The organism is Rhodococcus sp. ZPP (assembly GCF_017656075.1).
Classification (GTDB): Bacteria; Actinomycetota; Actinomycetes; order Mycobacteriales; family Mycobacteriaceae; genus Rhodococcus_F; species Rhodococcus_F oxybenzonivorans.
This window is the reverse complement of the sequence record NZ_CP058638.1, coordinates 4,306,382-4,333,145: the sequence shown is the minus strand read 5'-3', so window position 1 is coordinate 4,333,145 and position 26,764 is coordinate 4,306,382. Positions and strand designations below refer to the sequence as shown.

1 protein-coding gene is annotated in these 26,764 nt (G+C 68.6%); it reads right to left on the bottom strand.

Going from position 1 to position 26,764, the window contains the following annotated elements; all coding sequences use genetic code 11:
• Positions 1-44 precede the first annotated feature (44 nt).
• The gene (locus tag HYG77_RS20390) at positions 45-26,735 is read right to left on the bottom strand and encodes a non-ribosomal peptide synthase/polyketide synthase (RefSeq protein WP_208960396.1); all 26,691 of its coding nucleotides are present in this window, start codon (positions 26,733-26,735) and stop codon (positions 45-47) included.
• Between the last annotated feature and the right edge of the window lie 29 nt (positions 26,736-26,764).

The following is a 26,764-nucleotide window of genomic DNA, read 5'->3' as shown; positions in this document are numbered from 1 at the left end:
CTTGGTGTTGCCGAGGTTGGTGGCGGCCCAGGTGGCGAGCAGCGTCATGGCGTCGGCCCCCCTCGGGCTTCGAGGTATCGCGTAAGCACGGGTCCGATGACGGCGAGGGACTGCGGCTCGATCATGTCGTTGTGGCCGCAGTCCACCGGGTGCTCGTCGATGTTCCCGGTGACGAGGGGTTGCCATTCCTGTGCCGACCGCGGTCGCGTGGTGGTGTCGTCGGCGGCGGTCGCCGGGAAGATGAGCAGGCTGCCGTCGTACACCTGGGGCACGAAGCGGTGGACGAGGTTTCGGGAGTTCTCGTACCCGGCGTTGATCCGCTCGAGATGCTCGGCTCGCACCCCGGAGTCGGTTCCCCAGGATTCGTTGAGCAGCCGGGCCGCTTCTTCGTAGGTGAGGTCGCCCTCGATGTCGACGACGAGGCCGAGTCCGCGTAGGAGATCGTTCATGTCGAGCTTCCCGAACAGTGGGTCCTCACCGTTGTCGGGATAGCTGTCCATCACGGCCAGCACCCCGACCTCGTCACCGTCGTGTTGAAGCTCGACGGCCATAGCGTGGGCGATCACGCCGCCGAGCGACCAGCCGAGCAGGTCGTACGGGCCCTCGGGCTGGACTGCCTTCATTTCCTCGACGTAGCGGTGCGCAAGTTGCTCGAGAGACGAGTATTCGCCGTCACCGCTGATCGTCGGCAGTTGCAGTCCGTAGACGGGGCGGTCGGCGGGCAGGTGACGGACGAGGCCGGCGTACCCCCAGGAGAGTCCGATGCCGGGGTGCACGCAGAACAGCGGGCGCTCTGTGCCCTCGCTGCGCAACGGAATCAGCACCGCCAGCACATCCTCCACTCCTCCCGCGGCAGTCGGCAGGGCGAGTCGGCGGGCGATCCCCGACGGTGTCGGATCGAGGAACATCCACTGCAACGGGATCTTTCGGTCCAGTCTTTGCTGAAGCGCCCCGGCCACCTTGGTGGCGAGCAGTGAGTTGCCGCTCCTCTCGAAGAAGTTGTCGTCCGCACCTATTCCGTCGACGCCGAGGATCTCGGTGAAGACGTCGACGACCACCGCCTCGAGATCGTTCGCGGGTGGCCGGAACCGGTGCCCGGAGAGGAACTCCGGCGCCGGCAGGGCGGCGCGGTCCAACTTTCCCACCGGGGTCAGCGGAATCTGATCGAGCACGACGATGGCGGCGGGCACCATGTGTGCGGGTAGCCGCTCACCGACGAAGCGGATCAGTTCGGCGGTGTCGACGTTCCCGCCTCCCGCCGGGCGCACATAGGACACGAGGAGTGACTCGCCACTCGGCCCGGACCGGCCGATCGTCACGGCATACCCGACCGCGGGGTGATCGGTGAGAGCGGCGTCGATCTCTCCGGGCTCGATGCGGAAACCGCGGATCTTCACCTGGAAGTCACTGCGGCTCACATACTCCAGCGTTCCGTCCGACCGCCAGCGCACCACGTCACCGGTGCGATACATCCGCTCCCCCGGAGCACCCCAGGGGGCGGCCACGAAACGCGACGCCGTCAACGCAGGCCGTCGGTGATAGCCCGCGGCCAGTGCCCGCCCCGACACGTACAGCTCACCCACCACACCCACCGGAACCGGCCGCAGGCGGGAGTCGAGGACCACCTCCGACACCCCCCGGGTGGGAGCTCCGAGGGTGATCGGCTCACCAGGCACCAGAGCGGCACTGATGTTCGACATGATCGTGGTTTCGGTGGGCCCGTAGGCATTGAACATCCGGCGGCCCGGTGCCCAGCGGGCGACGAGTTCCGGTGGGCACGCCTCTCCGGCAACGACCAGCGTCCGCAAGGATTCGAAGCCGACAGGGTCCATCGATGCCAGCGCCGTGGGGGTGACGAACCCGTGGGACACTCGTTCGCTGCCGAGAAGTTCGGCAAGTTCCGTGCCGCCGTAGATCGTGGGGGGCGCGATCACCAGGGTGGCACCCGCACAGAATGCCATGACCAATTCGAATACCGACGCATCGAAGCTCGGCGACGCGAAGTGCAGCACCCGGGAGTGATCGGTGACGGCAAGCACGTCGCGTTCCTCGGCCGCCAGATTCGCCAGGCCACGGTGGGTGACCGTCACACCCTTCGGCATTCCGGTGGAGCCCGACGTGTAGATCAGGTAGGCGGGATGCCATTCGTGCAGCGGCGCAGTGCGATCAGCATCGGTGACCGGGTCGGGCGACTGTGCGGCTATCCGGTTCTCTTCATCCGGATCGTCGAGCACGAGCCAGGTCACGAGGTCGGGCAGACGATCTCGATGTGCGCGGACCGTGATGCCGGACACCGCGGCGGAGTCGGCGAGCATGTGCTCGATCCGTTCGAGGGGATATCCCGGATCGACGGGCAGGAACGCCGCGCCGGTCCGGGCGACGGACCACACCGACAGCACCGACTCGACCGACCGCGACACGCTCAGGGCCACCGAAGTTCCCGGTCCGACACCCAGCTCGATCAGTCTGCGCGCCAAGCGGTTCGAGGCCTCGTCGAGTTCGCGGTACGACATCGACCGACCCTGATAACGGATCGCTGCTGCAGCCGGGTTGTGCTCGGCTGCCGCAGCCAGCAGGTCCGGCAGCAACAGAGCGAGCGCATCGAGCGGTCCCCGGGCAGGCGTCAGTTCCGCGACCTCGTCAGCGCGAAGTATCTCGATGTCGCCGACGGGGATCCGCGGCTCCGCCGTAACGGCGGTGAGGATACGCACGAACCGCTCCGCGAAGCCCTGTACCGTGCTCGCGTCGAACAGGTCGGTGGCGAAGTCGATGGCACCGTCCATCCCGTCCGCCGCGCCGTCGGCATCGAATTTCTCGGCGAGAATTACCTCGAGGTCGACCTTCACGACGTCGAGGGCAGGGTCGAGGCCCTCCACCCGCAGTCCCGGTAATGTCAGCACGGGGCGCTCGTTGTTCTGGAACTCCAGGGAAACCTGGAAGATCGGTGAATGAGCGGTAGAGCGCACCGGTCCCACCGCGTCCACCACGCGCTCGAAGGGAACGTCGGCATGCGCGAACGCAGCGAGGTCCGCGTCCCGCACCTGCGCGAGGAGACCCGAGAAGGGTTGTCCCGGTTCGACGGTACTGCGCAGGGCGAGCGTGCCGACGAACATCCCCACCAGATCGTCGAGTGCCGCTTCCCCACGTCCGGCGATGGGGGTGCCGATCACGACGTCCCCGGTACCGCCGAGGCGGCCGAGTAGCAAGGCCAGCGCGGCGTGAACGATCATGAACTCCGTCGAGTGATGCAGCCGCGCCGCTGCCCGAATTCGCTCATGCAGCTCGGCGTCCACCACGAACCGCACCCGGTCGCCGATGAACGACTGCTGAGCGGGCCGATGATGATCGGTGGGAAGTTCGAGGAGTTCGGGGAGCCCGGACAGGTTCGACTCCCAGAATGCGAGTTGCCGCGACAGCAACGACTCGGGATCGTCCTCGGAGCCCAGCAGTCGCCGCTGCCACAACGTGTAATCGGCGTACTGGACGGGCAGCGGCGTCCAGGCCGGTGGCAGGCCCCGCACGCGGGATTCGTAGGCGATCATCACGTCGCGCACCAGCGGCGCCATCGAGAATCCGTCCGCCGAGATGTGGTGGACCACCACGGCGAGTACGGAAGTGGCGTCGCCGAGCGAGAACAGGGCGATGCGCAGCGGCGGGGCGGTCGTGACGTCGAAACCGGTCGACACGAATCGCGTCAGTTCCTGCCCGAGCACGGACTCGTCGGTGAGGGCGATCGGCATGAGATCGGGAACCGCCGGTTCGAGTATCTCCTGCACGGGCTCACCGTCCCTGAGCGGGAAACGGGTGCGCAGCGATTCATGCCTGGCCACGACGTCGGTGAGCGCGGAAGCCAGTGCCTCGACGTCGAGTTCGCCGGTGAGCCGCACCAGCATCGGAATGTTGTATGCCGGCGACGACGTATCGAACTGGTTGATGAACCACATGCGCTGCTGCGCGTACGACAGCGGGATGCGGTCGGGACGAGGCCCCGCGGTGAGGGCGGGGCGACCCGACGGGCCTGCGCCCGCGTGTTCGATGCGCGCGGCCAACGCGGCGACCGTCGGCGCCTCGAACAGCACCCGGACGCCGACATCGGCACCAAGGGCACCGCGGAGGCGGGCCACGGCGCGGGTGGCGCTGAGGGAGTTGCCGCCGAGGTCGAAGAAGTTGTCGTCCGCACCTACCCGGTCAATGCCCAGGACCTCGGCGAACGTGTCGGCCACCGTCTCCTCCACCGGATTCGCGGGCGCGCGGTATTCGCCTGCGGCAAGTCCGAAATCGGGTATCGGCAGTGCCCTGCGGTCGAGCTTGCCGACCGCGGTGAGCGGAATCTTCTCCAGCACGGTGATCGACGACGGCACCATGTGGCCGGGCAGACGTTCGGCGAGGTGCCGGCCGATCTCGGCGGTGTCGAGTTGGCGGCCGGGTATCGGCACCACATACGACGCGAGGAGCGTGTCGCCCGCGGGACCGCGATGCGCGACGGTGACCGCAAATCGGACGTCCCGCTCGTCCGTGAGGTTGGCGTCGATCTCGCCGAGCTCGATGCGGAATCCACGAACCTTCACTTGGAAGTCGCGACGGCCCACGTACTCGATGGTCCGGTCGGCAGTCCAGCGCACGATATCGCCGGTTCGATACATGCGTTCGCCGGATCCTGCGGGGTCGGCCACGAAACGTTCGGCGGTGAGCCCGGGACGGCGGTGGTAGCCGCGAGCCAGGCCCGCCCCGGCCACGTACAGCTCTCCCGGGACACCCACGGGCACCGGCTGCAAGCGCGCGTCCAGTACCAGCTCGGTGACCCCGCGGATCGGCCCGCCGATCGTGACGGGCTCACCGGCGACCAGGGGCTCGCTGATGTTCGACATGATCGTGGTCTCGGTCGGCCCGTAACCGTTGTACAGCCGGCGCCCGGGCGCCCACCGGGACACGAGGTCGGGTGGGCAGGCTTCCCCGCCGACGGTGACGTCGGTGAAGTGTTCCAGTCCGGCCGGATCGAGGGACGCGAGCGCCGAGGTGGTTACGAACGCATGGGTGACACGTCTGCGTGCGATGAGGTGGGCGAGTTCGTCACCGCCGAACATGGTGGGCGGTGCGATCACCATCGTCGCTCCGGCTCCGAACGCCAGCAGGTATTCGAACGCGGCCCCGTCGAAACTCGGTGTCGAGAAGTGCAGTGTGCGCGACCCCGGACCGGCGCTGAAGCGGGCGAGTTGTTCGCGCGCGAAGTTGTCGAGGCCGCGATGCGACACCACGACACCCTTGGGCAGGCCGGTGGAACCCGACGTGTAGACGAGGTAGGCGGCGCTGTCGAGTGTGACGGGAGCGGCGCGTTCGTTGTCGGTCACCGGTACCGCGGACGTGGACGCGCACTCGTCGACGAACGACGGTTCGTCGAGAACGAGCCAGGTGGTGTCGCCGGGCAGCCGGGGCCGATGTTCTGCCGTCGTCAGGCCGAGGGCGCATCCGGAATCGGTGAGCATGTGCGCGATGCGCTCGTCGGGATAATTCGGGTCGACCGGGACGAAGACGGCCCCGGCCTTGGCCACCGCCCACAGGCACAGCATCGACTCGACCGAGCGCGGAATACCGACGGCCACAGAGATTTCGGGGCCGGCGCCGCGGGAGAGGAGGACGCGCGCGAGGCGGTTCGACAGTTCGTCGAGCTCCCGGTAGGACACGTCCCGGTCGCCGGACGAGAGCGCCACCGCATCGGGATCCTGCGCGGCCGCGTCCGCGAATAGTTGTGCGAGCGTTCGAGTGGAGACGCCCGGCGCGCCGCGCACCGGCACCAACGTGTCGCGTTCGCGATCGGTGAGCAGCGACAGTCCCGCGAGCGGCACGTCGGGACCGCCGCAGGCTTCGAGTACCCGCACCACCCGCCCCGCGATGCTCTCGACCGCGCGCGCGTCGAAGAGGTCGGGAAGGTACTCGAACTTCAGATGCAGCCTGGCCTCCGCCGAGGCGACGAGACTCAGTGGGTAGTGGGCGGCGTCGGCCGCCTCCACGCCGATTACCCGCAGGCCCGCGATATCGGTGTCTTCCGACATCCCGGCGCGGTCCACCGGATACGACTCGAACACCGTCAGCGTGTCGAACCCCACGCCCGCCCCCGCCACTTCCTGTATCTGCGCGAGACCGGTGTAGTGGTGGTCGAGCATGGCCGCCTGTTCGGCCTGCACCCGCTCGAGGAGCGCGCCCAGCGTGTCGTCAGGGCGCAACGTCACCCGCACCGGCACGGTGTTGATGAACAGGCCGATCATCGTCTCGATGCCGGACAGCTCCGGCGGCCGCCCGGACACGGTCGCGCCGAAGACGACGTCGCCTCGTCCAGTGAGCATCCCGAGCACGATTGCCCAGGCGGTCTGCACGATGCTGTTGAGGGTCAGCCCCCGCGAACGCGCGTACTCGCGCAAGCGGTCGGTCTGGTCCTCGTCGAGGTCGAACACCCACTCCCGCGACACGGTGGAGAGGCGCCGGGCGCGGTCCCCGGGGACGAGCAACGTCGGTTCCTCCACGCCGGCAAGGGCGTTCGCCCACGCCCGGGCCGACGCATCGGGGTCGCGTCCGGTCATCCACGCGAGGTAGTCGCGATAGTCGCGCACCCGCGGCAACGGTGACAGGTCGCCGTCCGTGGCATACAGCGTGAGCAGTTCCCGGATCAGCAACGGCATCGACCAGCCGTCGAGGAGGATGTGATGGTTCGTCGACACCAGCCGGTATCGACCGCCCGGCATGGTCACGAGCAGGAACCGGATCAGCGGGGCCGTCGCCATGTCGAACGGGGTGGTCCGGTCGGCCGCGAGCAGCCGCTCGAGTTCGACGACGGCTCCATCGTCACCGAACGTGCTCAGGTCGATCTCCCGCCACGGCACGGTCACTCCGCGTTCTACGACCTGCACGGCCCGCCCTTCGGTGTCGTGGACGAAGGCGGTGCGCATATTGGGGTGCCGCTCGAGGAGTGCGGCGGCCGCCCGGTGCAGCCGGGACGCGTCCACGTGGCCGTCGAGTTCGAGGCTCAGTTGGACGAGGTAGGCATCCACCGACTCGTCGGCCAGCTCGGCATGGAACAACATGCCCGCCTGCAACGGCGACAGCGGCCACACGTCGATCATCGACGGGTAACGCCGCTCCAGGTCGTCGATCGCACCCTGATCGAGACGGACCAGGTTCAGATCGGACGGGGTGAAACCGCCACCCCCGGACTTCACCTGCGTGGTCAGCGCGGCGAGGGCAGACACCCACAGCTGCGCCAGCTCACCGACATCCGCTGTGGTGAGCACCCCGAGCGGGAACGCCCACGTGGCGGCCAGTTCGGGGCCCGCGCCGGAGTCGGTGGTTCTGGCGTTCACGTCGACCGCAGCAGGCACGGGCAGACCCGTGTGTGCTGCCTCGGCCAGTCCGGCCTCGGAAATCGGGGTCCAATCGCCGTCCCCGGAGGAGGCGGCACCAAGCCTGCCGAGGTAGTTGAAACTCAACTGCGGTGAAGGCAGAGCCGACAGCGGGAGCGCCGTCTCGGGATTGAGATACCGCAGAAGGCCGAAACCGATGCCGTGGTCGGGGATGGCGTGCAGTTGCTCCTTCACGGCCTTGAGCGCGACCGCCGCCGCCGGGCCTCCGGCGAAGGCGTCGTCCACGTCCACCCCGGTGAGGTCGAGCCGGACGGGGAAGATGCTGGTGAACCAGCCCACCGTCCGGGCGAGATCGGCCCCCGGAACCACCTGCTCCTCACGTCCGTGTCCTTCGAGAGTGACGAGAGCGCCCTCGGATTCGATTCCGCGTGCCCGCCGCCATCGCACCAGCGCCAGGGTCAGGGCCGTCAGCAAGCCGTCCCCCACGCTGCCGTGGAAGGCCTGCGGGACCGCGGTCAGCAGCGCCTCGGTCACGTCCACCGGCACCCGTACCTCGACCTCGGCGGTCCGGATGTCGGATGCGGTGAGGGTTCGGGAGCCGAGCAGGGGGTCCGGTGCGCCGAGCATCCCTCGCCACAACGCGAGTTCCTCGGTGCGACTCGGTTCCAGCGCCGCGTCGGCAAGCCCGTGCGCCCACCGGCGCATCGACGTTCCGACGGCGGGCAGGGCCGGCGACACCCCCGACTGCACCTGGGCGCACGCCGTGGCGAGGTCGGGGATCAGGATCCGCCACGACACCCCGTCGACGACGACGTGATGGGCGACGATCAGCAGCCGTCCGGCGGTCCGGGGGGTGGCCGCGCTCTCGAACAACACCACCTGAACCATCACACCCGACTCCGGGTCCAGCCGGTCGGTGGCCGCGTCGAGTTCCCGCGCGGCGATGTCACCGAACGTCTCCTCGGCTCCTCGCTCGGTGTCCGGGAGGTCGAGGGGCACCGTGCGCACGACCGCGGTGGCCCGCATCCAGCCGGTCGGCTGCACCACCATCGACCAACCGTGCTCCGCCCGTTCGCTTCGGGACAGTCGGGCCCGCAATATGTCGTGACGGTCGAGGACCGCCTGCAGGGCCGCCGTCAGCGTGGCCGCGTCCAGGTCGGCGGGGGTGGTGAACAGTGCGGCCTGCGAGTACCGGCGGAAGTCTCCTCCCCTGCCCAGCATCCACTGCACGATCGGCGTGAGGGGAACCTCGCCGACGCCTCCCCCGGGCAACTCGTCGAGGGTGATCGCCTGCTCTCCCGCCGTCGCGATCTCGGCGAGGGCGGCCACGGTTTTGCGCTCGAACACGTCCCGCGGGGTGATGCCCACCCCGGACGCCTTCGCCCGGGTGACGAGCTGGATCGACATGATGGAGTCGCCGCCGACGGCGAAGAACGAGTCGTCGACGCCGACCGACTCGAGACCCAGCACCTCGGCGAACAAATCTGCGAGTATGCGTTCCGTCTCGGTTGCCGGAACACGCCCGATCGACACCTGCCGCCCGAAGTCGGGATCAGGCAGCGCACGCCGGTCGAGCTTTCCGTTCACCGTGAGCGGCAGGCTCTCGAGCACCACCACGGCGGCCGGAACCATGTGCGCGGCCAGCCGGCCGCCCAGCGTTTCGATGATCCACGACGGGTCCAGCGACCGGCTAGCCTCGGGTACGACGTAGCCCACCAATCGTTCACGGCGCGACAACACGACCGACTGCGCCACCCCTTCGCAGGCGAGAAGCGCGGATTCCACCTCACCGAGCTCGATCCGGAAGCCCTTCACTTGAACCTGGAAGTCGTTGCGGCCGAGGTATTCCAGTTGCCCGTCCGCGTTCCACCGACCCAGGTCGCCCGACCGGTACATCCGGGAACCCGGCACGTACGGATCTGCGACGAACCGGGTGGAGGTGAGGGAGAACCGGCCGAGGTATCCGCGCGAGACCTGCGCGCCCGACACGTAGAGCTCCCCCACCACTCCGGGCGGCACCGGGTGGAGTCGCCCGTCGAGCACGTACACGCGCAGTCCCGGGAGTGCCCGCCCGATGACGGACGCCGAGGCCCCGGCGGCGAGCGCCTCGGTCATCGGCAGGTGACTGACATGCACGGTCGTCTCCGTGATGCCGTACATGTTGACCAACGTCGGTGCCGAGTCGTCGTGCCGGCTGTACCAGCGGGTCAGTTGCGCCAGGTCGAGGGCTTCACCGCCGAAGATGACGTAACGCAGCGCCAACTCGGTGCCGCCGGCCACCCGGTCCTCCTCCGCCAGCTGGTAGAAAGCGGTAGGCGTCTGGTTCAGCACCGTCACCCGCTCGTCGCGGAGTAATCGCAGGAACGTGTCGGGTGTCCTCGTCGTGAAGTAGTCGACCACCACGAGCCGTCCGCCGTGGAGGAGGGCACCCCACAACTCCCAGACGGAGAAATCGAACGCAGCAGAGTGGAACATGGTCCACACGTCGGAGGCATCGAACCCGAAGAGCGGCTGAGTCTGTGCAAAGAGGGTGCCGACGTTGCGGTGCGATACCTGAACGCCTTTCGGTTGCCCCGTCGACCCGGAGGTGTAGATGACGTACGCGACGGCATCCGGGTGCAGGGGTCCGGTCCGCTCCGCGTCGGTCACCGGCAGGGCCGACACACCGCCCAATTCGGCCACGGTGTCGGGGCTGTCCACAACAATGGTCGGAAAGCCCTGCGTGCGCACCGATTCGGCTTCTGCCTCGGTGGTCAGCACGCACACCGGTCGTGCGTCGGCGAACAGGAAAGCCAGCCGCTCGGCCGGGTATGTGACGTCGACCGGAACGTACCCTGCGCCCGACTTCACCACCGCAAGCAACGCCACCACGAGTTCGAGGGATCGTGCTGTGGCCACCGCTACCAGCGATTCGGGGCCTGCGCCTCGGGCGATCAGGAGCCGTGCGAGGCGATTCGACCGCGCGTCGAGTTCTCGGTACGTGAGCGAAGCGCCCTCGTACACGACGGCCGTCGCTGCGAGGTTCCGTTCCGCGGCACGGGCGAAGAGCTCCGGCAGTGTCGTCACCGGCTCGGCCGGCTCGGCCGCGGCAGGGGCGGGCAGGAGGCGGTCGCGTTCGCCGGGGTCGAGGATGTCGATGTCCCCGACGGGCGTGTACGCGTCGGAGGTCACCGATTCGAGTAGACGCACGAAGCGCTCCCCGAGACGGAGGACGGATGCGCGATCGAGCACGTCGGTGGCGTATCGGAGACCCGCGCCGATTCCGGCGGGGGCGCCGTCCTCGTCGACGTGTTCGGCGAGGCTCAGTTCGAGGTCGAACTTCGCGACGCCGAGATCGACCTCGAGCGAGTCGACGACGAGGCCGGGCAGCTCGAGGCGGGTGCCGGTGGCGTTGCGGAACTCGATGAGTACCTGGAACAGCGGGGCGTGAGCGGTCGACCGCTCCGGGGTGAGCTGATCGACCAGCCGCTCGAACGGGATGTCGGCGTGCTCGAATGCACCGAGGTCCACCGACCGCACCGCGGTCAGCACCTCGGAGAAAGATGCCCCGCCGTCCACCGGAGTTCGTAGAACCAGGGTGTTGACGAACATGCCCACGACGTCGTCGAGTACCGCCTGCCCCCGGCCGGCGACCGGTGTGCCGATCGGAACGTCGTCCGTTCCGGACAACCTCGACAGCAGCACTGCGAAGGCGGCATGCACCACCATGAATAGCGTCGAATTATGCTCGGAGGCAATCTCGTTCAGCGCTGTGTGCAGCTGCTTGGGCACGGTGAACTCCACGACGTCGCCGCGGTACGAGCGCTGGGGCGGGCGCGGCCGGTCCAGCGGGATCTGCAGCACCTCCGGTATCCCGGACAGGGTGCGGGTCCAGTACCCGAGTTGTCTCGACAGAACAGAGTCGGGGTCCTCCTCGGCGCCGAGAACGCCCCGCTGCCACACGCTGAAGTCGGCGTACTGCACCGGCAGCGGAGTCCACGCGGGTGTCTCCCCCATGGTTCTAGCGGTGTAGGCGAGCATGATGTCGCGGGCCAGCGGCATCATCGAGAACCCGTCGGCCGCGATGTGATGGACGACGATGGCAAGAACGTGTGACTCGGCATCGACCTCGAAAAGAGTCGCCCGGAACGGCACGTCGACGCTCACATCGAAGCCGGTGGCGGCCAGGGCGGCGATCGCGTCCCGCAGATCATGGTCACCGGACACTGTGACCGGGTGCAGGGATGGGGTTGCCCGCCCCGGATCGACGATGACCTGGTGCGGCCCGTCGATCGAACCGGGAAACACGGTGCGCAGGGATTCGTGCCGCTCCACGACGTCACCGACCGACGCGAGCAGGGCAGCACGGTCGAGTACACCGGTCAGTCGCAGTGCGATCGGAATGTTGTACGCCGGCGACGAGGTGTCGAACTGGTTGATGAACCACATGCGCTGCTGCGCCAGCGACAACGGTACCCGCTCGGGACGCGGCCGGGCGGTGAGAGCCTCCGAGGAAACACTCGCGGTGGCCGCCGACTCGATCCGCACGGCGAGGTCTCCCACTACCGGTGCGTCGAACAGGGCGGCCACCCCGACCCCGGCGTCGAGTGCCGCGTTGATGCGTGCGATCGCGCGGGTGGCGCTGAGTGAATCACCGCCCAGTTCGAAGAAGCTGTCGTCGACCCCGACCCGCGCGATTCCGAGGACCTCCGAGAAGACCCGTGCGACAGCCTCTTCGACCGGTGTGGCAGGCGCCCGGAAACCCGTGGACGTCGACGCGAAGTCGGGCGCCGGCAACGCTTTCCGGTCGAGTTTGCCGACGGGTGTCAGGGGGATCTCGTCGAGTACGACGACGGCGGCGGGAACCATGTACTTGGGCAGGATGCGTCCCGCGAACGCGAGTACCTCCGGCGCCACCACTTCGTCACCATCGTGCGGCAGGACATACGACACCAACGCCGTGTCGCCGAGCGGGCCGGGCCTTCCCACGGTGGCGGCGAAGTCGAGATTCGGGTGGGTGGTGAGGACGGAGTCGATCTCCCCGAGCTCGACCCGCTGCCCGCGAATCTTGACCTGGAAGTCGCTGCGTCCGAGATACTCCAGGGTGTGGTCGCGGCGCCACCGCACGACATCACCGGTCCGGTACATCCGGCCGGCGCCGTGGGGATTGGCAACGAACCGTTCGGCGGTGAGCGACGGACGACGGTGGTACCCGCGGGCCAGGGCCGGTCCCGAAATGTACAGTTCGCCCGGCACCCCGGCCGGCACCGGCTGCAGTCGCGGGTCCAGAACGGACAGGGTGATGCCGCGCACCGGGCTGCCGATCGTGACCGGCTCACCCGGCATCATCGGCCGGCTCAACGTGGTGAGAATCGTGGCCTCGGTAGGCCCGTACCCGTTGAACATCGCCCGGCCCACACCCCAGTTGGCCACCAGTTCGTCACCGACCGCATCGCCGGCCACCACGAGCACCTCGAGGTGCTCGATGCCGTCGCGGTCCACCGTGGCGAGTACCGCCGGAGTAATGCACGCGTGGGTGACGCGTTCACGCCGCAGCAGCGCCGCGAGTTCCGCACCGCCGTAGATCCCGGGGGGCGCGATGACCAGCGTCGCCCCGGCGGCGCACGACTGGATCAGCTCGAGGATGGCCACATCGAAACTGGGAGAACAGATGTGGAGGCAGCGCGCCTGACGAGAGATGACGTAGTGCGCGCTCTGTTCGGCGAGAAGATTCGCCAGTCCGCGGTGGGTGACCACGACACCTTTCGGTCGGCCGGTCGAGCCGGACGTATAGATCGCGTACGCGGCGTGGTCGACGACGAGCAGTGAACGGCGATCGACGTCGGTGACGCGAGCGCAGGACGCGGCGGCCAGAGTGTCGTCGACATCCGGGTCGTCGAGCACCAGCCACGGCACCGAATCGGGTAGGCGGTGCCGGTACGCGGAGGTCGTCACCCCGAGCGCCGCACCGGAGTCGGCGAGCATGTGCTCGATGCGGTCGGCGGGATAGTTCGGGTCCACCGGCACGAACGCAGCACCAGCCTTGGCGACCGACCACACCGACAGCACCGACTCCGGTGAGCGCGGAAGGCCGAGTGCCACGAACGTTTCCGGTCCGGCGCCCCGCGCGAGCAGCACGCGAGCCAGGGCGTTGGATCGCTCGTCGAGTTCGCGGTAACTCGTCTCCCGTCCCTCGAAGAGGAGTGCGGCGCCGCCGGGACGCTCGCCGGCCACCTGGGTGAGCAACTCGGGCAGCGTGCGTGGTGCGCCGGACGGTGCGCCGGACACGGCGGTATATTCCTGCAGTTCCGCCTCCGACAGCAGGGTCAGCCGGGCGAGCGGAATGTCGATGTCCGACAGCATGATCTGCAGGACCCGGGCGACCCGGGCCGCCACGGATTCGGCGAACTCGCTGTCGATCGCGGCCGGCTGGTACCGCAGTCGCAGATGCAGTGCCGTGTCCACATGCGCGATCAGGGTGAGCGGATAGTGGGTGGCGTCGATCCCCTCTACCCCCGCGAGCCGCATGCCGTCGATGTCCGTGTTCTCCGACAGCCCCATCCGGTCCACCGGATACGACTCGAACACGGTCAACGTGTCGAAGACGGCACCGTCTCCAGCGGCGCGCTGGATTTCTGTCAGGCCCACGTAGTGGTGGTCGAGGAGGGCGGACTGTTCGGCCTGGAACCGTTCGAGGAGTTCGGCGAGTGTCTCCTCGCGGCGCAGGCGCAGCCGGACGGGCACGGTGTTGATGAACAGGCCGACCATCGACTCGATCCCGGCGATCGCGGGCGGGCGTCCGGACACCGTGGCTCCGAACGTGACGTCCTCGCGGGTGCTCAGTGTCGCGAGTACCAGCCCCCAGGCGACCTGCACGAGCGTGTTGGTCGTGAGACCGCGCGCGCGGGCTAGGGCCTCGAGCACCCGGGTCTTCTCCTCTCCCACGTCCAGGCGCACGTCCTCCGGGTCGGCGAAGCTCGGCTCGCCGCGCGCGGCGGGTGCCACGATGGTCGGCTCGTCCGCGCCGGCGAGTGCGGACACCCAGGCGCCGGTGGACCGTTCGGAATCCTGTGTCGCAATCCAGTGCAGGTAGTCACGGTAGGAGGTGACCGCCGGGAGCGCGGTGGTGTCGCCCGCGGTGGCATACAGGACGAGCAGGTCCTTGATCACCAAGGGCGTCGACCAGCCGTCGAGAAGGATGTGGTGGTGCGTGAGCACCAGTCGGTAACGGCCGGGTGCGGTGTGCAGCAGGGTGAATCGCAGGAGCGGCGCCGCGGACATATCGAACGGGAGTGCGCGGTCCATGGCCATCGCCGCCGCAACTTCCGCGGTGATCCGGGTGCTCGGCTGCCCAGACAGGTCGATGTGTGACCACGGCGCCGTGACGGAGTCGAGGACTACCTGCACCGGTCCCGTGCTGGTCTCGGCGAATGCCACTCGCAGGTTGGAATGCTGGTCGAGCAAGCCTTGCGCGGCGCGGCGCAGGCGCCCGGCATCGACGACGCCGTGCAGGTCGAGCACCAACTGGACCATGTAGGCGTCGACGTGTTCCTCGGACAACTGGGCATGGAACAGCAGGCCCGCCTGCAACGGCGACAGCGGCCAGATGTCCGCGAGTGCGGGATACGTGTTCTCCAGGCCGTCGATGTCCGCCTGCCCGAGGGACACCAGATCGAGGTCGGACGGCGTCAGGCCGCCGGCGTCAGGCCGGTTCGCGTGTTCGGCCAGCAGGGTGAGGGTCCGAACCCAGAGGTCGGCGAGCTCTTCCACGTCCGCACTGCGGAGCACACCGGTCGGGAACGTCCACGTTGCCGTCAGGACGGGGTCGCCGTCGCGGACGGTCGTCGCGGCGTTGACATCCACGACCCACGCCACGGGCATGTCGGGGTTCTGTGTTCCCCCGAGATCGGAGCTGCCCTCGACGGGAAGCCAGGGCACATCACCCGCGCTGGTCGCCACCCGGCCGAGGTAGTTGAAGCTCACCTGCGGCGGCGGGAACCGGCGGAGCATCTCCCCGGTCTCCGGGTACAGGTACCGGAGCAGCCCGAACCCGATCCCGTGGTCGGGGATCGCGAGGAGTTGTTCCTTGACCGTCTTGATCGCGGTTCCGGCAGCGGCACCGCCGACGAGGACGGCATCGACATCGATACCGGTGAGGTCGAGACGTGCGGGAAACAGGCTTGTGAACCAGCCGACGGTCCGGGACAGGTCGGCACCGGGGACGACGTGGTCCTCGCGACCGTGGCCTTCGAGATTGATCAGGACATCGGTCGTGTCGACACCGCGCTGCCGACGCCAGCGGATCATGGCCAGCGCCAGCGCGGTGAGAAGGCCGTCGCCCACGGTGCCGTGGAACGCCGCGGGAAGAGTGGTGAGCAGGGCGCCCGTCACGCTCGGCGGAACCTCGACGGTGATACTGCCCTGTGCAGTGTCGACGTCGATCGCCGGATCCAGCGGCCGGGAACCGAGGAGTGGGTCGGCTCCGTCGAGCATGGCTTGCCACAGCTCGACTTCGTCGCTTCGTCGTTCCGCGGCGTCCACCAGTCCGTGCGCCCATCTCCGCATCGACGTGCCGATGCCCGGCAACGCGGCGGTGAAGCCTTCGGCGATGCGTGCGTGCGCCGCAGCCAGATCGGTGATCAGGATGCGCCACGACACCCCGTCGACCACCAGGTGATGGGCGACCAGCAGCAGACGTCCGAGTCCGTCGGGGCCGTCGAACCACAGCAGCTGCACCATGCTCGCGGTGGCCGGATCCAGCCGGTCCGCCGCCGCATCGAGTTCGGCCGCCGCGATCGCGGCGAACTTCCCGCCGTCGAGCGAAGCGACGGGTACGCGGTGGATCACCGCTTCCGGCGACACGGCCCCCGACGGCAGCACCGTCATCCCCGACTGCCCGCCCAGTCCTTCCTGCCCGTCGTCCCGGGTGAGTCGTGCACGCAGCATGTCGTGCCGATCCAGCACCGCGCCGACGGCACCGACGAGATCCTCGTGGGTGAGCCCGGGGGGCGCCGTCACCAGCACCGCCTGGGAGAAGCGGTTCAGTTTGCCCCCGCTGCGGTCGAGCATCCACGCGACGACGGGCGTCGGCGGTACCGTACCGATACCGCCACCGGGAAGCTCTTCGAGGACAACAGAATCCGGTCGCTCGCGGTGTGCCGCCTCAGCCAGGCCCGCCACGGTGCGGCGCTCGAAGACATCACGCGGTGAAAGGATCAGACCCGCCGCCTTCGCCCGCGCGACCAACTGGATGGACATGATGCTGTCGCCGCCCAGCGCGAAGAACGAGTCCTCCACCCCCACCGAGTCCAGTCCCAGCACGTCTCGGAACAACGCGGCAAGCAGTTCCTCCGTCTCCGTGCCCGGCGCCCGGCCGCCGGTGACGACAGCGCCGAAATCCGGTTCCGGCAATGCCTTCCGGTCGAGCTTTCCGTGGACGGTCAGCGGCAGCGCCTCGATCACCACGATCGCGGCAGGCACCATGTACGACGCCAGGCGCGAACCGGCGAAGTCGAGGAGCACCCCCGTGTCGAGGTCGGCCCCGGGCACCGGAACCACGTACCCGACCAGGCGATCGGCCGACCCTGCACTGTGCCGCACGTCCGCGACGGCGGCCGCCACATCCTCGTGTGCGAGCAACGCCGAGGCCACCTCGCCCAGTTCGATCCGGAAGCCGCGGATCTTCACCTGGAAGTCGGTGCGCCCCAGATACTCCAGTTGCCCGTCCTTCATCCACCGCACGAGGTCACCGGTCCGGTACATTCTGCTGCCGGCCGGCCCGAACGGGTTGGCGACGAAACGTTCGGCGGTGAGGGCGTAGCGGCGGTGATACCCGCGCGCGAGCGCCGGACCGGCAAGATACAACTCACCCGCGATTCCCACCGGCACCGGCTGCAACCGCGCGTCGAGGACGGCCTCACCGAAGCCGAGAGTGGGTGCCCCGATGGTCACCGGCTCACCCGGCACCATCGGGAAACTGATACTCGACACCACCGTCGACTCGGTCGGCCCGTAGGCGTCGAACATGTTCCGGCCCGGCGCCCAGCGTGCCACCAGCTCGGGCGGGCAGGCTTCGCCACCCGTGACCACACAGACCAGGTCGTCGAGCCCGGCCGGATCGACGGAGGCCAGTGCCGCAGGCGTCACGAAGCAGTGGGTGACCCGCTCACGACGCAGCAGGTCCGACAATTCCTCGCCGCCGAATACGGACGGCGACGCGATCACCATCGTGGCGCCCGGTCCCACCACGAGCATCAGCTCGAGAATCGAGGCGTCGAAGCTCGGGGAGGCGAAGTGCAGCGCTCGTGTCGCCGACGTCGTGGCGAACGTGCGCTGCTGCGCCGCAGCGAAATTCGCCAGGCCACGGTGCGTGGTCACCACTCCCTTCGGCCTGCCGGTCGAACCCGACGTGTAGATCAGATACGCCGGGTGATCGACCTGCAGGGCCGATGTCCGGTCGGTATCCGACACCGCCGTCGCCGGGAGAAGCGCCAGCTCCGCCTCCATCCCGGGATCGTCGAGCGCCAGCCACGGGAGCGCACCCGGAAGGGACGGCCGGAGCTCGGCCGTCGTGAGGCCGGCCACGGCGCCGGAGTCGTCGAGCATGTACTCGATGCGCTCGGCGGGATGGTTGGGGTCGACCGGCACGAAGGCGGCGCCGGACTTCGCCACCGCCCACACCGCCGTTACCGACTCGATCGACCTCGACAAAGCCAGCGCGACCACATGTTCCGGACCCACCCCGCGTGCGATCAGGAGTCGCGCGAGCCGGTTCGACCGGTCGTCGAGGTCACGGTAGGTCACGCGCCGCCCCTCGGAGGACAGCGCCTCGGCGGCCGGGTCGACGGCGGCGTCGACCAGCAGTTCGGGCAACGTGCGCGCAGGCACGCCGGGGCCGCCGGTCACCGAGGTCAGGGCGGCCCGTTCCAGTGGGGCGAGCACGTCGACGTCGCCGACACGGACGTCGGGATCGGCCGCGACTGCGGCCAGGATCCGGACCAGGCGCTCCGCGAAGCCGGCCACGGTGCCTTCGTCGAAGATGTCGGTGGCGTACCCGAGCGCGGCGGTGACACCGGCGGGAGCGCCGTCACTGTCGGTGTTCTCGCGCATGCTTACCTGCAGGTCGAAGTTGATCGTGTCGAAGGGGAGGTCCAGCGCTTCGACGTGCAGACCCGGCAGTTCCAGTACGGGCCGCTCGGTGTTCTGGAATTCGAGCATCACCTGGAACAGCGGCGAATACTCCGTCGACCGCGAGGGTCGCAGGCTTTCGACGACCCGCTCGAACGGGACGTCCGCATGGGTGAACGCACCCAGGTCGGTCTCACGTACGCCGGTGAGGAGTTCGGCGAACGTGCGGGCTCCGTCGACGCGGGTGCGGAGCACGAGGGTGTTCACGAACATTCCCACCACGTCGTCGAGCGCGGCCTCGCCTCGTCCCGCGATCGGGGTGCCGACGGCGATGTCGTCCGAGGCGCTCAGCCGCGACAGCAACACCGCCAAGGCCGCGTGCAGGGCCATGAAGACGGTGGAGCCGTGGGTGCGCGCGACCTGCACGATGTCCTTGTGGAGTTCGGGAGGAATCCTGAACTCGACCCGGCCGCCCTGCAGAGAACGGGCAGGCGGACGCGGCCGGTCCGTGGGAAGTTCCAGCACGTCCGGAAGGTCGGCGAGAGTCGTGGTCCAGTAGCCGAGTTGACGTGCGAGCGGCGACGACGGATCGTCCTCGGGACCGAGCCAGTCCCGCTGCCACAGGGTGTAATCGGCGTACTGAACCGGCAGGGGGCGCCAATCCGGTGCAGTCTCATGGCGTCTGGCGGTGTACGCGGCCAGAACGTCGCGAGCAAGAGGCACCATGGAGAAGCCGTCGGCGGCGATATGGTGCACCACGACGGCGAGCACGTGTTCGGCCACGCCCCGCTCGAACAGCCGGGCCCGTAGCGGGGTTTCCACCGTCACGTCGAACCCCGTCGACAGTAACCGGTCGACCTGCTCGCGGAGGTTGTCCAGCCCGGTGGTGGGCTCCGGGTGAAGAATCGGCACCACCTCAGCGGCGGGCAGTATCACCTGCCGCGGCCCCCGATCGGTCAGAGGAAAGACGGTGCGGAGCGACTCGTGCCGCTCGACGACGTCGGTGATCGCCGCCTGCAGGGCAGGTACATCGAGCGTGCCGGCGAGCCGCAGGGCAATGGCCACGTTGTAGGCCGCCGAGGCGGTGTCGAATTGGTTGATGAACCACATCCGCTGCTGCGCAAGCGACACAGGGACCTCGCGCGCCGGATCCCTCGGGGCCAGCGTCGGCCGCGCCCAGTCCACCGCGATCCCCGCCTCGGCACGGGCGGCGAGCCCGGCCACGGTGGGAGCGTCGAACACGTCGCGCACGCCGAGACGGTCCCCGACTGCGCCATTGATGCGCGCCACCAGCCGGGTGGCGGTCAGCGAGTTGCCGCCCAGGTCGAAGAAGTTGTCGTGCGCGCCCACGCGCGCGATGCCGAGAAGGTCGGCGAACACCGCGGCGACGATCTCCTCCACCGGGTTACGGGGAGCGACGAACCCAACCGTCGCCGTGCCGAAGTCCGGTTCCGGCAGCGCTTTACGATCCAGCTTGCCGTTCACGGTCAGAGGCAGCGCGTCGAGAACCACCACTGCCGACGGCACCATGTACGTGGGTACCGACGACCCGACCGCATCGAGTACCGCTGCCGGGTCGACGGCGGCGCCCGCCTCGGGAACGACGTACCCCACCAACCGATCGCCGTCACGGTCGTCGACGCGGACCACGACCACCGCTTGCGCCACCCCGGCACACGCGGCAAGGGCCGCCTCCACTTCGCCGAGTTCGACCCGGAAGCCGCGAAGCTGTACCTGGAAGTCGCTGCGGCCCACGTACTCGAGCCGGCCGTGGGGGCCCCACCGCACGATGTCGCCGGAACGATACATGCGCGCACCTACCCGGTCGCGGGCGAAGGGGTCGGCAACGAAACGGTGTGCCGTCAGCTCGGATCGGCCCACGTACCCGCGGGACACCTGTTCGCCGGACACGTACAACTCGCCGACCACACCGGGCGGCACCGGATGGAGCCGGCCGTCGAGGACATACACCCGCAACCCCGGGAGCCCGCCGCCGATCACCGACCCGGACGCCGCGGACGACAGCGCGCGATCGAGTGCGAGGAAGCTGACGTGCACCGTGGTCTCGGTGATGCCGTACATGTTGACGAGTACGGGTGCACGGTCGTCGTGCCGGGAGTACCACCGGCCGAGTTGACCGATGTCGAGCGCTTCACCACCGAAGATCACGTACCGCAACGACAGAGCCGCCCCGTCGGCGTCCTCGACCGCGCTCGCCGCACGATCCGCCTCCATCAGCTGGTAGAAGGCGGTCGGCGTCTGGTTCAACACCGTCACCCGCTCCCGGTGCAGCAGTTCGAGGAAGGTATCGGGAGACCGTGCGGTGAAGTAGTCGACCACGACCAGCCGGCCACCGTGGACGAGTGCCCCCCACAGTTCCCACACGGAGAAGTCGAAGGCGTACGAATGGAAGAGGGTCCACACATCGGACGAGTCGAACCCGAACAGGTCCCGGGTGTTGGCGAGCAACGCGACCACACAGCGGTGCGATACCTGAACACCCTTCGGGCGTCCGGTCGATCCCGACGTGAAGATGACGTAGGCGACGGCGTCCGCCCGTAGCGGACGCAACCGGTCCGAGTCGGTGACGGGCAGGCCCGAGAAGCTGTTCAGGGCGCGGTGCGTCGCCGGATCGTCGATCACCACCAGCGCGGTGCCGTCCGGCGCCAGGGCCCCGAACTCCGCACTCACCACAGCACACACCGGGTGCGCATCCTCGAACATCGCGGCAACGCGCTCGGCCGGATAGCTGACGTCGACCGGGACGTAGCCGCCGCCGGCCCCGAGCACCGCCAGCAACGCAACAAGCAGGTTCGGTGTCCTGTCCACCATCACGGCGACCAGCGATTCGGTACCGACACCACGCGCAATCAGCAATCGGGCCAACCGATTTGCGCGTTCCTCGAGCTCGGCGTAGGTAATCCTGTCTTCGCCGCACACCACCGCGACGGCCTCCGGGGTCCGGGCCGCCGCGCGTGCGAACAATTCGACGAGGGTAAGCGACCCGGCGCGAATGCCCTCGTGATTCCACTGGTCCAGCACGAGGCCACGCTCGACCGCGCCCATGACGTCGATGTCCCCCACCGTCGTGGCCGGATCCGTCACGACCGCCCGCAGTACGCGGAGGAGCCGTTCCCCGAATCTGATCACCGACGCGCGTTCGAAGACGTCGGTGGCGTACAGGAAACCCGCCGACATGCCTGCCGCAGAGCCCTTGTCGTCGTAATGCTCCGCCAGTGAGAGTTGCAGGTCGAATTTGGCGACACCCGGGTCGACGTCCACCGCTTCGACGGTCAGACCGGGCAGCTCGAGGTGCGCTCGCACCGTGTTCTGGAATTCCAGCAAAACCTGGAACAGCGGTGAATACGACGTCGAACGCACCGGAGCGAGCTCGTCGACGACGCTCTCGAAGGGCACATCGGTATGCCCGAACGCAGCGAGGTCCGTGTCACGGGCCTGGGCGAGCACGTCGATGAAGGACGCGTCCGACCGGACCCGGGTCCGGAGCACCAGCGTGTTGACGAACATCCCCACCAAATCGTCCAGCGCCGCCTCACCGCGCCCTGCGATCGGTGTGCCCACAGCCACGTCGCCCGATCCCGACATGCGCGACAGCAACACGGCGAAGGCCGCGTGCATCACCATGAACAGCGTCGCATTGTGCTCGCGCGCAAGCAGAAGCAGTTGCCGGTGCAGACCTGCGTCGATGGGGAACGACGCGCATCGACCCTGAAGTGACCGTGCGGCGGGCCGGTTCCGGTCGAGCGGCAGATCGGTGACCTCGGGCAGTTCCGCCAACGTATCCCGCCAGTACCCGAGCTGCCGGGACATGAGACTGCCGGAATCCTCGGGGCTACCGAGGAGCGCACGCTGCCACACGCTGTAGTCGGCGTACTGCACCGGCAACGGTTCCCAGTTGGGCCGGGCACCCGCCCGCCGGGCGGAATACGCCACCATGAGATCGCGGGCCAGCGGTGCGAGCGACGCACCGTCGGCCGAGATGTGGTGCACCACCATGACGAGCACGTGTTCGTCCGGGCCGATCCACAGCAGCGCGGCGCGCAGCGGCACGGCCCGGCTGACGTCGAACCCGACGGCGAGGAGCGTCTCGATCCGCTCGTTCAGTGACTCGTCGCCGTCGACCCGCGGGGTGAGGTCGGGAATGACCTGTGCTGCGTCGACGATCTCCTGGTACGGGCCGTCCGCCGACGCGGGGTACTTGGTGCGCAGCGCTTCGTGCCGCTCGATCACGTCACCGACCGCGTCCCTCAGGGTGTCCGAGTCGAGCGGACCGAGGAGCCGTACCGCCATCGGAATGTTGTAGGCCACCGACCCCGTATCGAACTGATTGAGGAACCACATGCGCTGCTGTGCCAGTGACAGCGGAATCCGGTCGGGCCTCTCACCCCCGACGAGAGGCCGGCGATCCGCGAGTTGCATACCCGCACGCCGGATATGCGCGGCCAGCAGTTCGGCGGTGGGTGCATCGAACAGGGCACGCACGCCCACGTCCGATCCCAAAGCGGCATTGATCCGCGCGATCACTCGCGTCGCAACCAGCGAGTTGCCGCCGAGGTCGAAGAAACTGTCGTCGACGCTGATCCGCTCGACACCGAGAATCTCCGTGAAGACCTCGACGATCGATTCCTCCACCGGATCGGCAGGCGCCCGGAACTCCGCGGCGGCGGACAGGAACTTCGGTTCCGGCAACGCTGCCCGGTCTACCTTCCCGACCGGGTTCAACGGGATGTCGTCCAGCACCATGACGACCGCGGGCACCATGTACGCCGGCAACCGATTCCGCACCTGCCGCAACAGCTCAGCGGTCTGGATCGGCCTGCCGGCGGCCGGCACGACGTACGACACCAGCACGGTGTCCCCGGACGGGCCCGGCCGCCCGGTCGTGACCGCGAACCGCACGTCCTGATGCGCCTGCAGTAAGGCGTCGATCTCGCCGAGCTCGATCCGGAATCCTCGGACCTTCACCTGGAAGTCGCTGCGCCGCAAATATTCCAGCGTGTAGTCGGGCCGCCATCGCACTATGTCGCCGGTGCGGTACATCCGCCCGGGGCCGTACGGGTCGGCGACGAACCGCACAGCGGTGAGCGCGGGCCGTCCGTGATAACCCCTGGCCACGCCGGCGCCGGCGATGTACAACTCGCCCGGTGCGCCGACGGGTACCGGATGCAGCCGAGCGTCCAGGACCACCTGCTGGGTGCCGCGGATCGGCCCGCCCAGGGTGATCGGGCCGCCGGGTGTCATCGGCGCACTGATGTTCGCCATCACGGTGGTCTCGGTGGGGCCGTACGCGTTGTGCAACCGGCGGCCCGGCGCCCACCGGGCCACCAGTTCGGGCGGGCAGGCCTCCCCGCCCACGACGACGTCGAGGAAGTCGCCGAGCGAATCCGGCGGAATCGTACTGAGCGCCGCCGTGGTGATGAAGCCGTGCGTGACGCGCTCCGATCGCAGTACATCGGCGATCTCCGTGCCCCCGTAAGTGGTCGGCGGCACGATCACCATCGTCGCCCCCACCCCGAATGCCTGCAGGTACTCGAACACGGACGCGTCGAAACTGGGCGTCGAGAAGTGCAGCGTGCGAGACGATCTGGTGGCGCCGAACCGCTCCCGTTGGTCGACCGAGAAGGAGTCCAGACCACGGTGCGTGACGACCACGCCTTTGGGCTGCCCCGTGGAGCCCGACGTGTAGATCAGGTACGCGGCGCTGTCGAGCGACACCGGCCCCTCGAGGTCTGCCTCGGTCAGCGGCGCGTCGGACCGGGCGGCGCACTCGGACCGGAAATCGGGATCGTCGAGCGCCAGCCAGGGGATCGAGTCGGGCAACCGCTCACGCAGTGCTTCTTCCGTCAGACCGACCACCGCACCGGAGTCGCCGAGCATGTAGTCGATTCGGTCGGCGGGATAGTTCGGGTCCACCGGCACGAATGCCGCACCCGTCTTGGTGACCGCCCAGACCGAGGCCACCGAACGGAACGACCGCGGCAACGCCGTCGCCACGAACGACTCGGGGCCCACCCCACGATCGATCAGCACTCGCGCGACCCGGGTCGACCAGGTGTCCAATTCCCGATAGGACACCTCCTCGCCCTGCTGGTACAGAGCCGTCGCCGCCGGATCGAGCGCCGCAGCGTCTGCCAACAGGGCGGACAGGGTTCGCTCGGACCGGCCGGGTAAACCCCGCACCGGAGTCAGCGCGGCACGTTCCTGGTCGGACAGGATGGCGATGTCGCCGATCGGAACGTCCGGGTCCGCGGCCACCGCGTCGAGGATGCGGCCGAACCGCTCGGCCGCGATGCGAATGGTGTGAGGGTCGAACAGGTCGGCGGCAAAGCCGAATTCGACGGTGACACCCGCCGGTTCACCCGACTCGTCGATCGCCTCGGTGACCGACGCGCACAGATCGAGGCCCGCGACGGGCGCACTGCGCGCGCTGTCCTCCCGGGTGTCGAGGAGCACCTGGAAGATCGGCGCGTACGCATCCGACACCGAGATGTCGAGTTCCCGCACCAGCTGCTGGAACGGGACCTCGGTGTGGGCCGTTGCCTCGGCGGCGACGTCCCGGACCTGATGCAGGAAGTCCCGGAACGACACCTCGCCCGCGTACCGGGTCCGGACCACGACGACATCGGTGCGCTCGCTCACGTCCACCGGGATTCCCACGGCGAGGTCCTCGCTGCCGGTGACCCGGCCGAGCAGAACCGACAGAGCCGCGAGGAACACCGTGCGGGTGGTGGTGCCCGCAGCTGCGGCGAGTCCGGCGACACGTCGGTGCAGCGCACCCGTCAGCATCACGGACACTCGATCACTCGCCTGCGACAGCTGCGCGGGCCGCGGCCGGTCACTGGGCAACGGCAGCAGGTCGGGCAGCCCACCCAGCTGCCTGCGCCAGTACTCCACTTCCGCCGCCTCGCGCAGCAGGCGCTCACCGGTGCGGGCACTGATCCGGTGAACACTGTCCACCCGCGACTGCGGATCGGCGGTGGCGAGTTCCTCGAGCAGCTCCAGGAACTGTCGATGATGCTCCCGCAGCTCGGTGCGCTCGTAACGGCTGGGGTTGGCCCGGAAGTCGACGAAAATCTTGGTCGGGGTCCCGCTCTGGTACACGTTGATCAGCAGGTCTTCCACCGGACCGGACGTGACGATGTGGAAATCCCCCGTCAGGGGGCCCAACGCCACCTCCTGACGGAACAGCATGACGTTCACCATGGGCCCGTACAGCTCCGCCGCCTTGTCACCGGCATCGCGGCGGATGTCGTCGAGACTGCACCGCTGATGCCGCAACGCGCCCACCAGTTCGCGCTGCACCCGTTCGACGAGCTCGCCGACGGCGTCCTCCCCGCGGACACTGACCGGCAACGGCGCCACATTGACCAGCATCCCGCCTGAATTGCGCAGCACCGCTGTGGTCCGCGCCGACACCGGGATGGTCACCAGCACATCGGTCCTGCCGGTACGCCGCGACAGATAGCAGGCGGCAGCGGCGATGAGGGTGGCCGCCGACAGATTGTCGCGGGAATCGAGCACCGCCACCACGGCCTCGGACAGTGCGGCGCTCTCGACCGTGCTGGTAGCCGACACGTGTCCCGTCGTGCGAGCCAGAGTGGTCCCCTCGACCCCGGCCACCCGCTGCGCCCAGTACTCCCGGTCGCTGACGAATCGGTCGGACGTGCGGTACCGGTTGTCGAGGTCGTACAGCTGCCGCAGACTCACCGCGCGGTTCGCATCCGGCGCCCGACCGGCAACCGACGCGGAGTAGCGGTGCGCGATGCGGCGGAGCATCGTCATGGCACCGTATCCGTCGAGCGCCACGTGGTGAATCCGGCTGTACCAGAGGAAGTGCGTGTCACCGATCTGCAGGATCGACGTCTCCACCAGGCGATCGGTGCTGAGGTCTATCGGGGTGACGTAGTCACGTTCCATCCAGTCGTGCGCCGCAGCCTCGGGATTGTCTTCGCCGCGGAAGTCGAGGTAGGCGATCGACGTGTCGGTCGCGTGATCGACGTACTGCAGCGGCTGACCGTCGATGTCGTCGACCTTGAGCAACGGCGACTCGAACTCGCGAGCCGCCTCGACCGTCTCCCGCCGGAGCAGGTCGACGTCGAGGGCGCCCGCGAATTCGACGTACTGGGCGATGAAGATCGGGACCCTGGGTTCGAGTTGCTGAGCGAACCAGGTGGCCCGTTGCGCTGCCGACAGGGGAAACGGTTCCGCGTGACCCGGACCCGAACTGACCGTTTTCTGCGATTTGGCGGGTGCCACTGTCTTTCCCTTCGGAAACGGATCCCCGA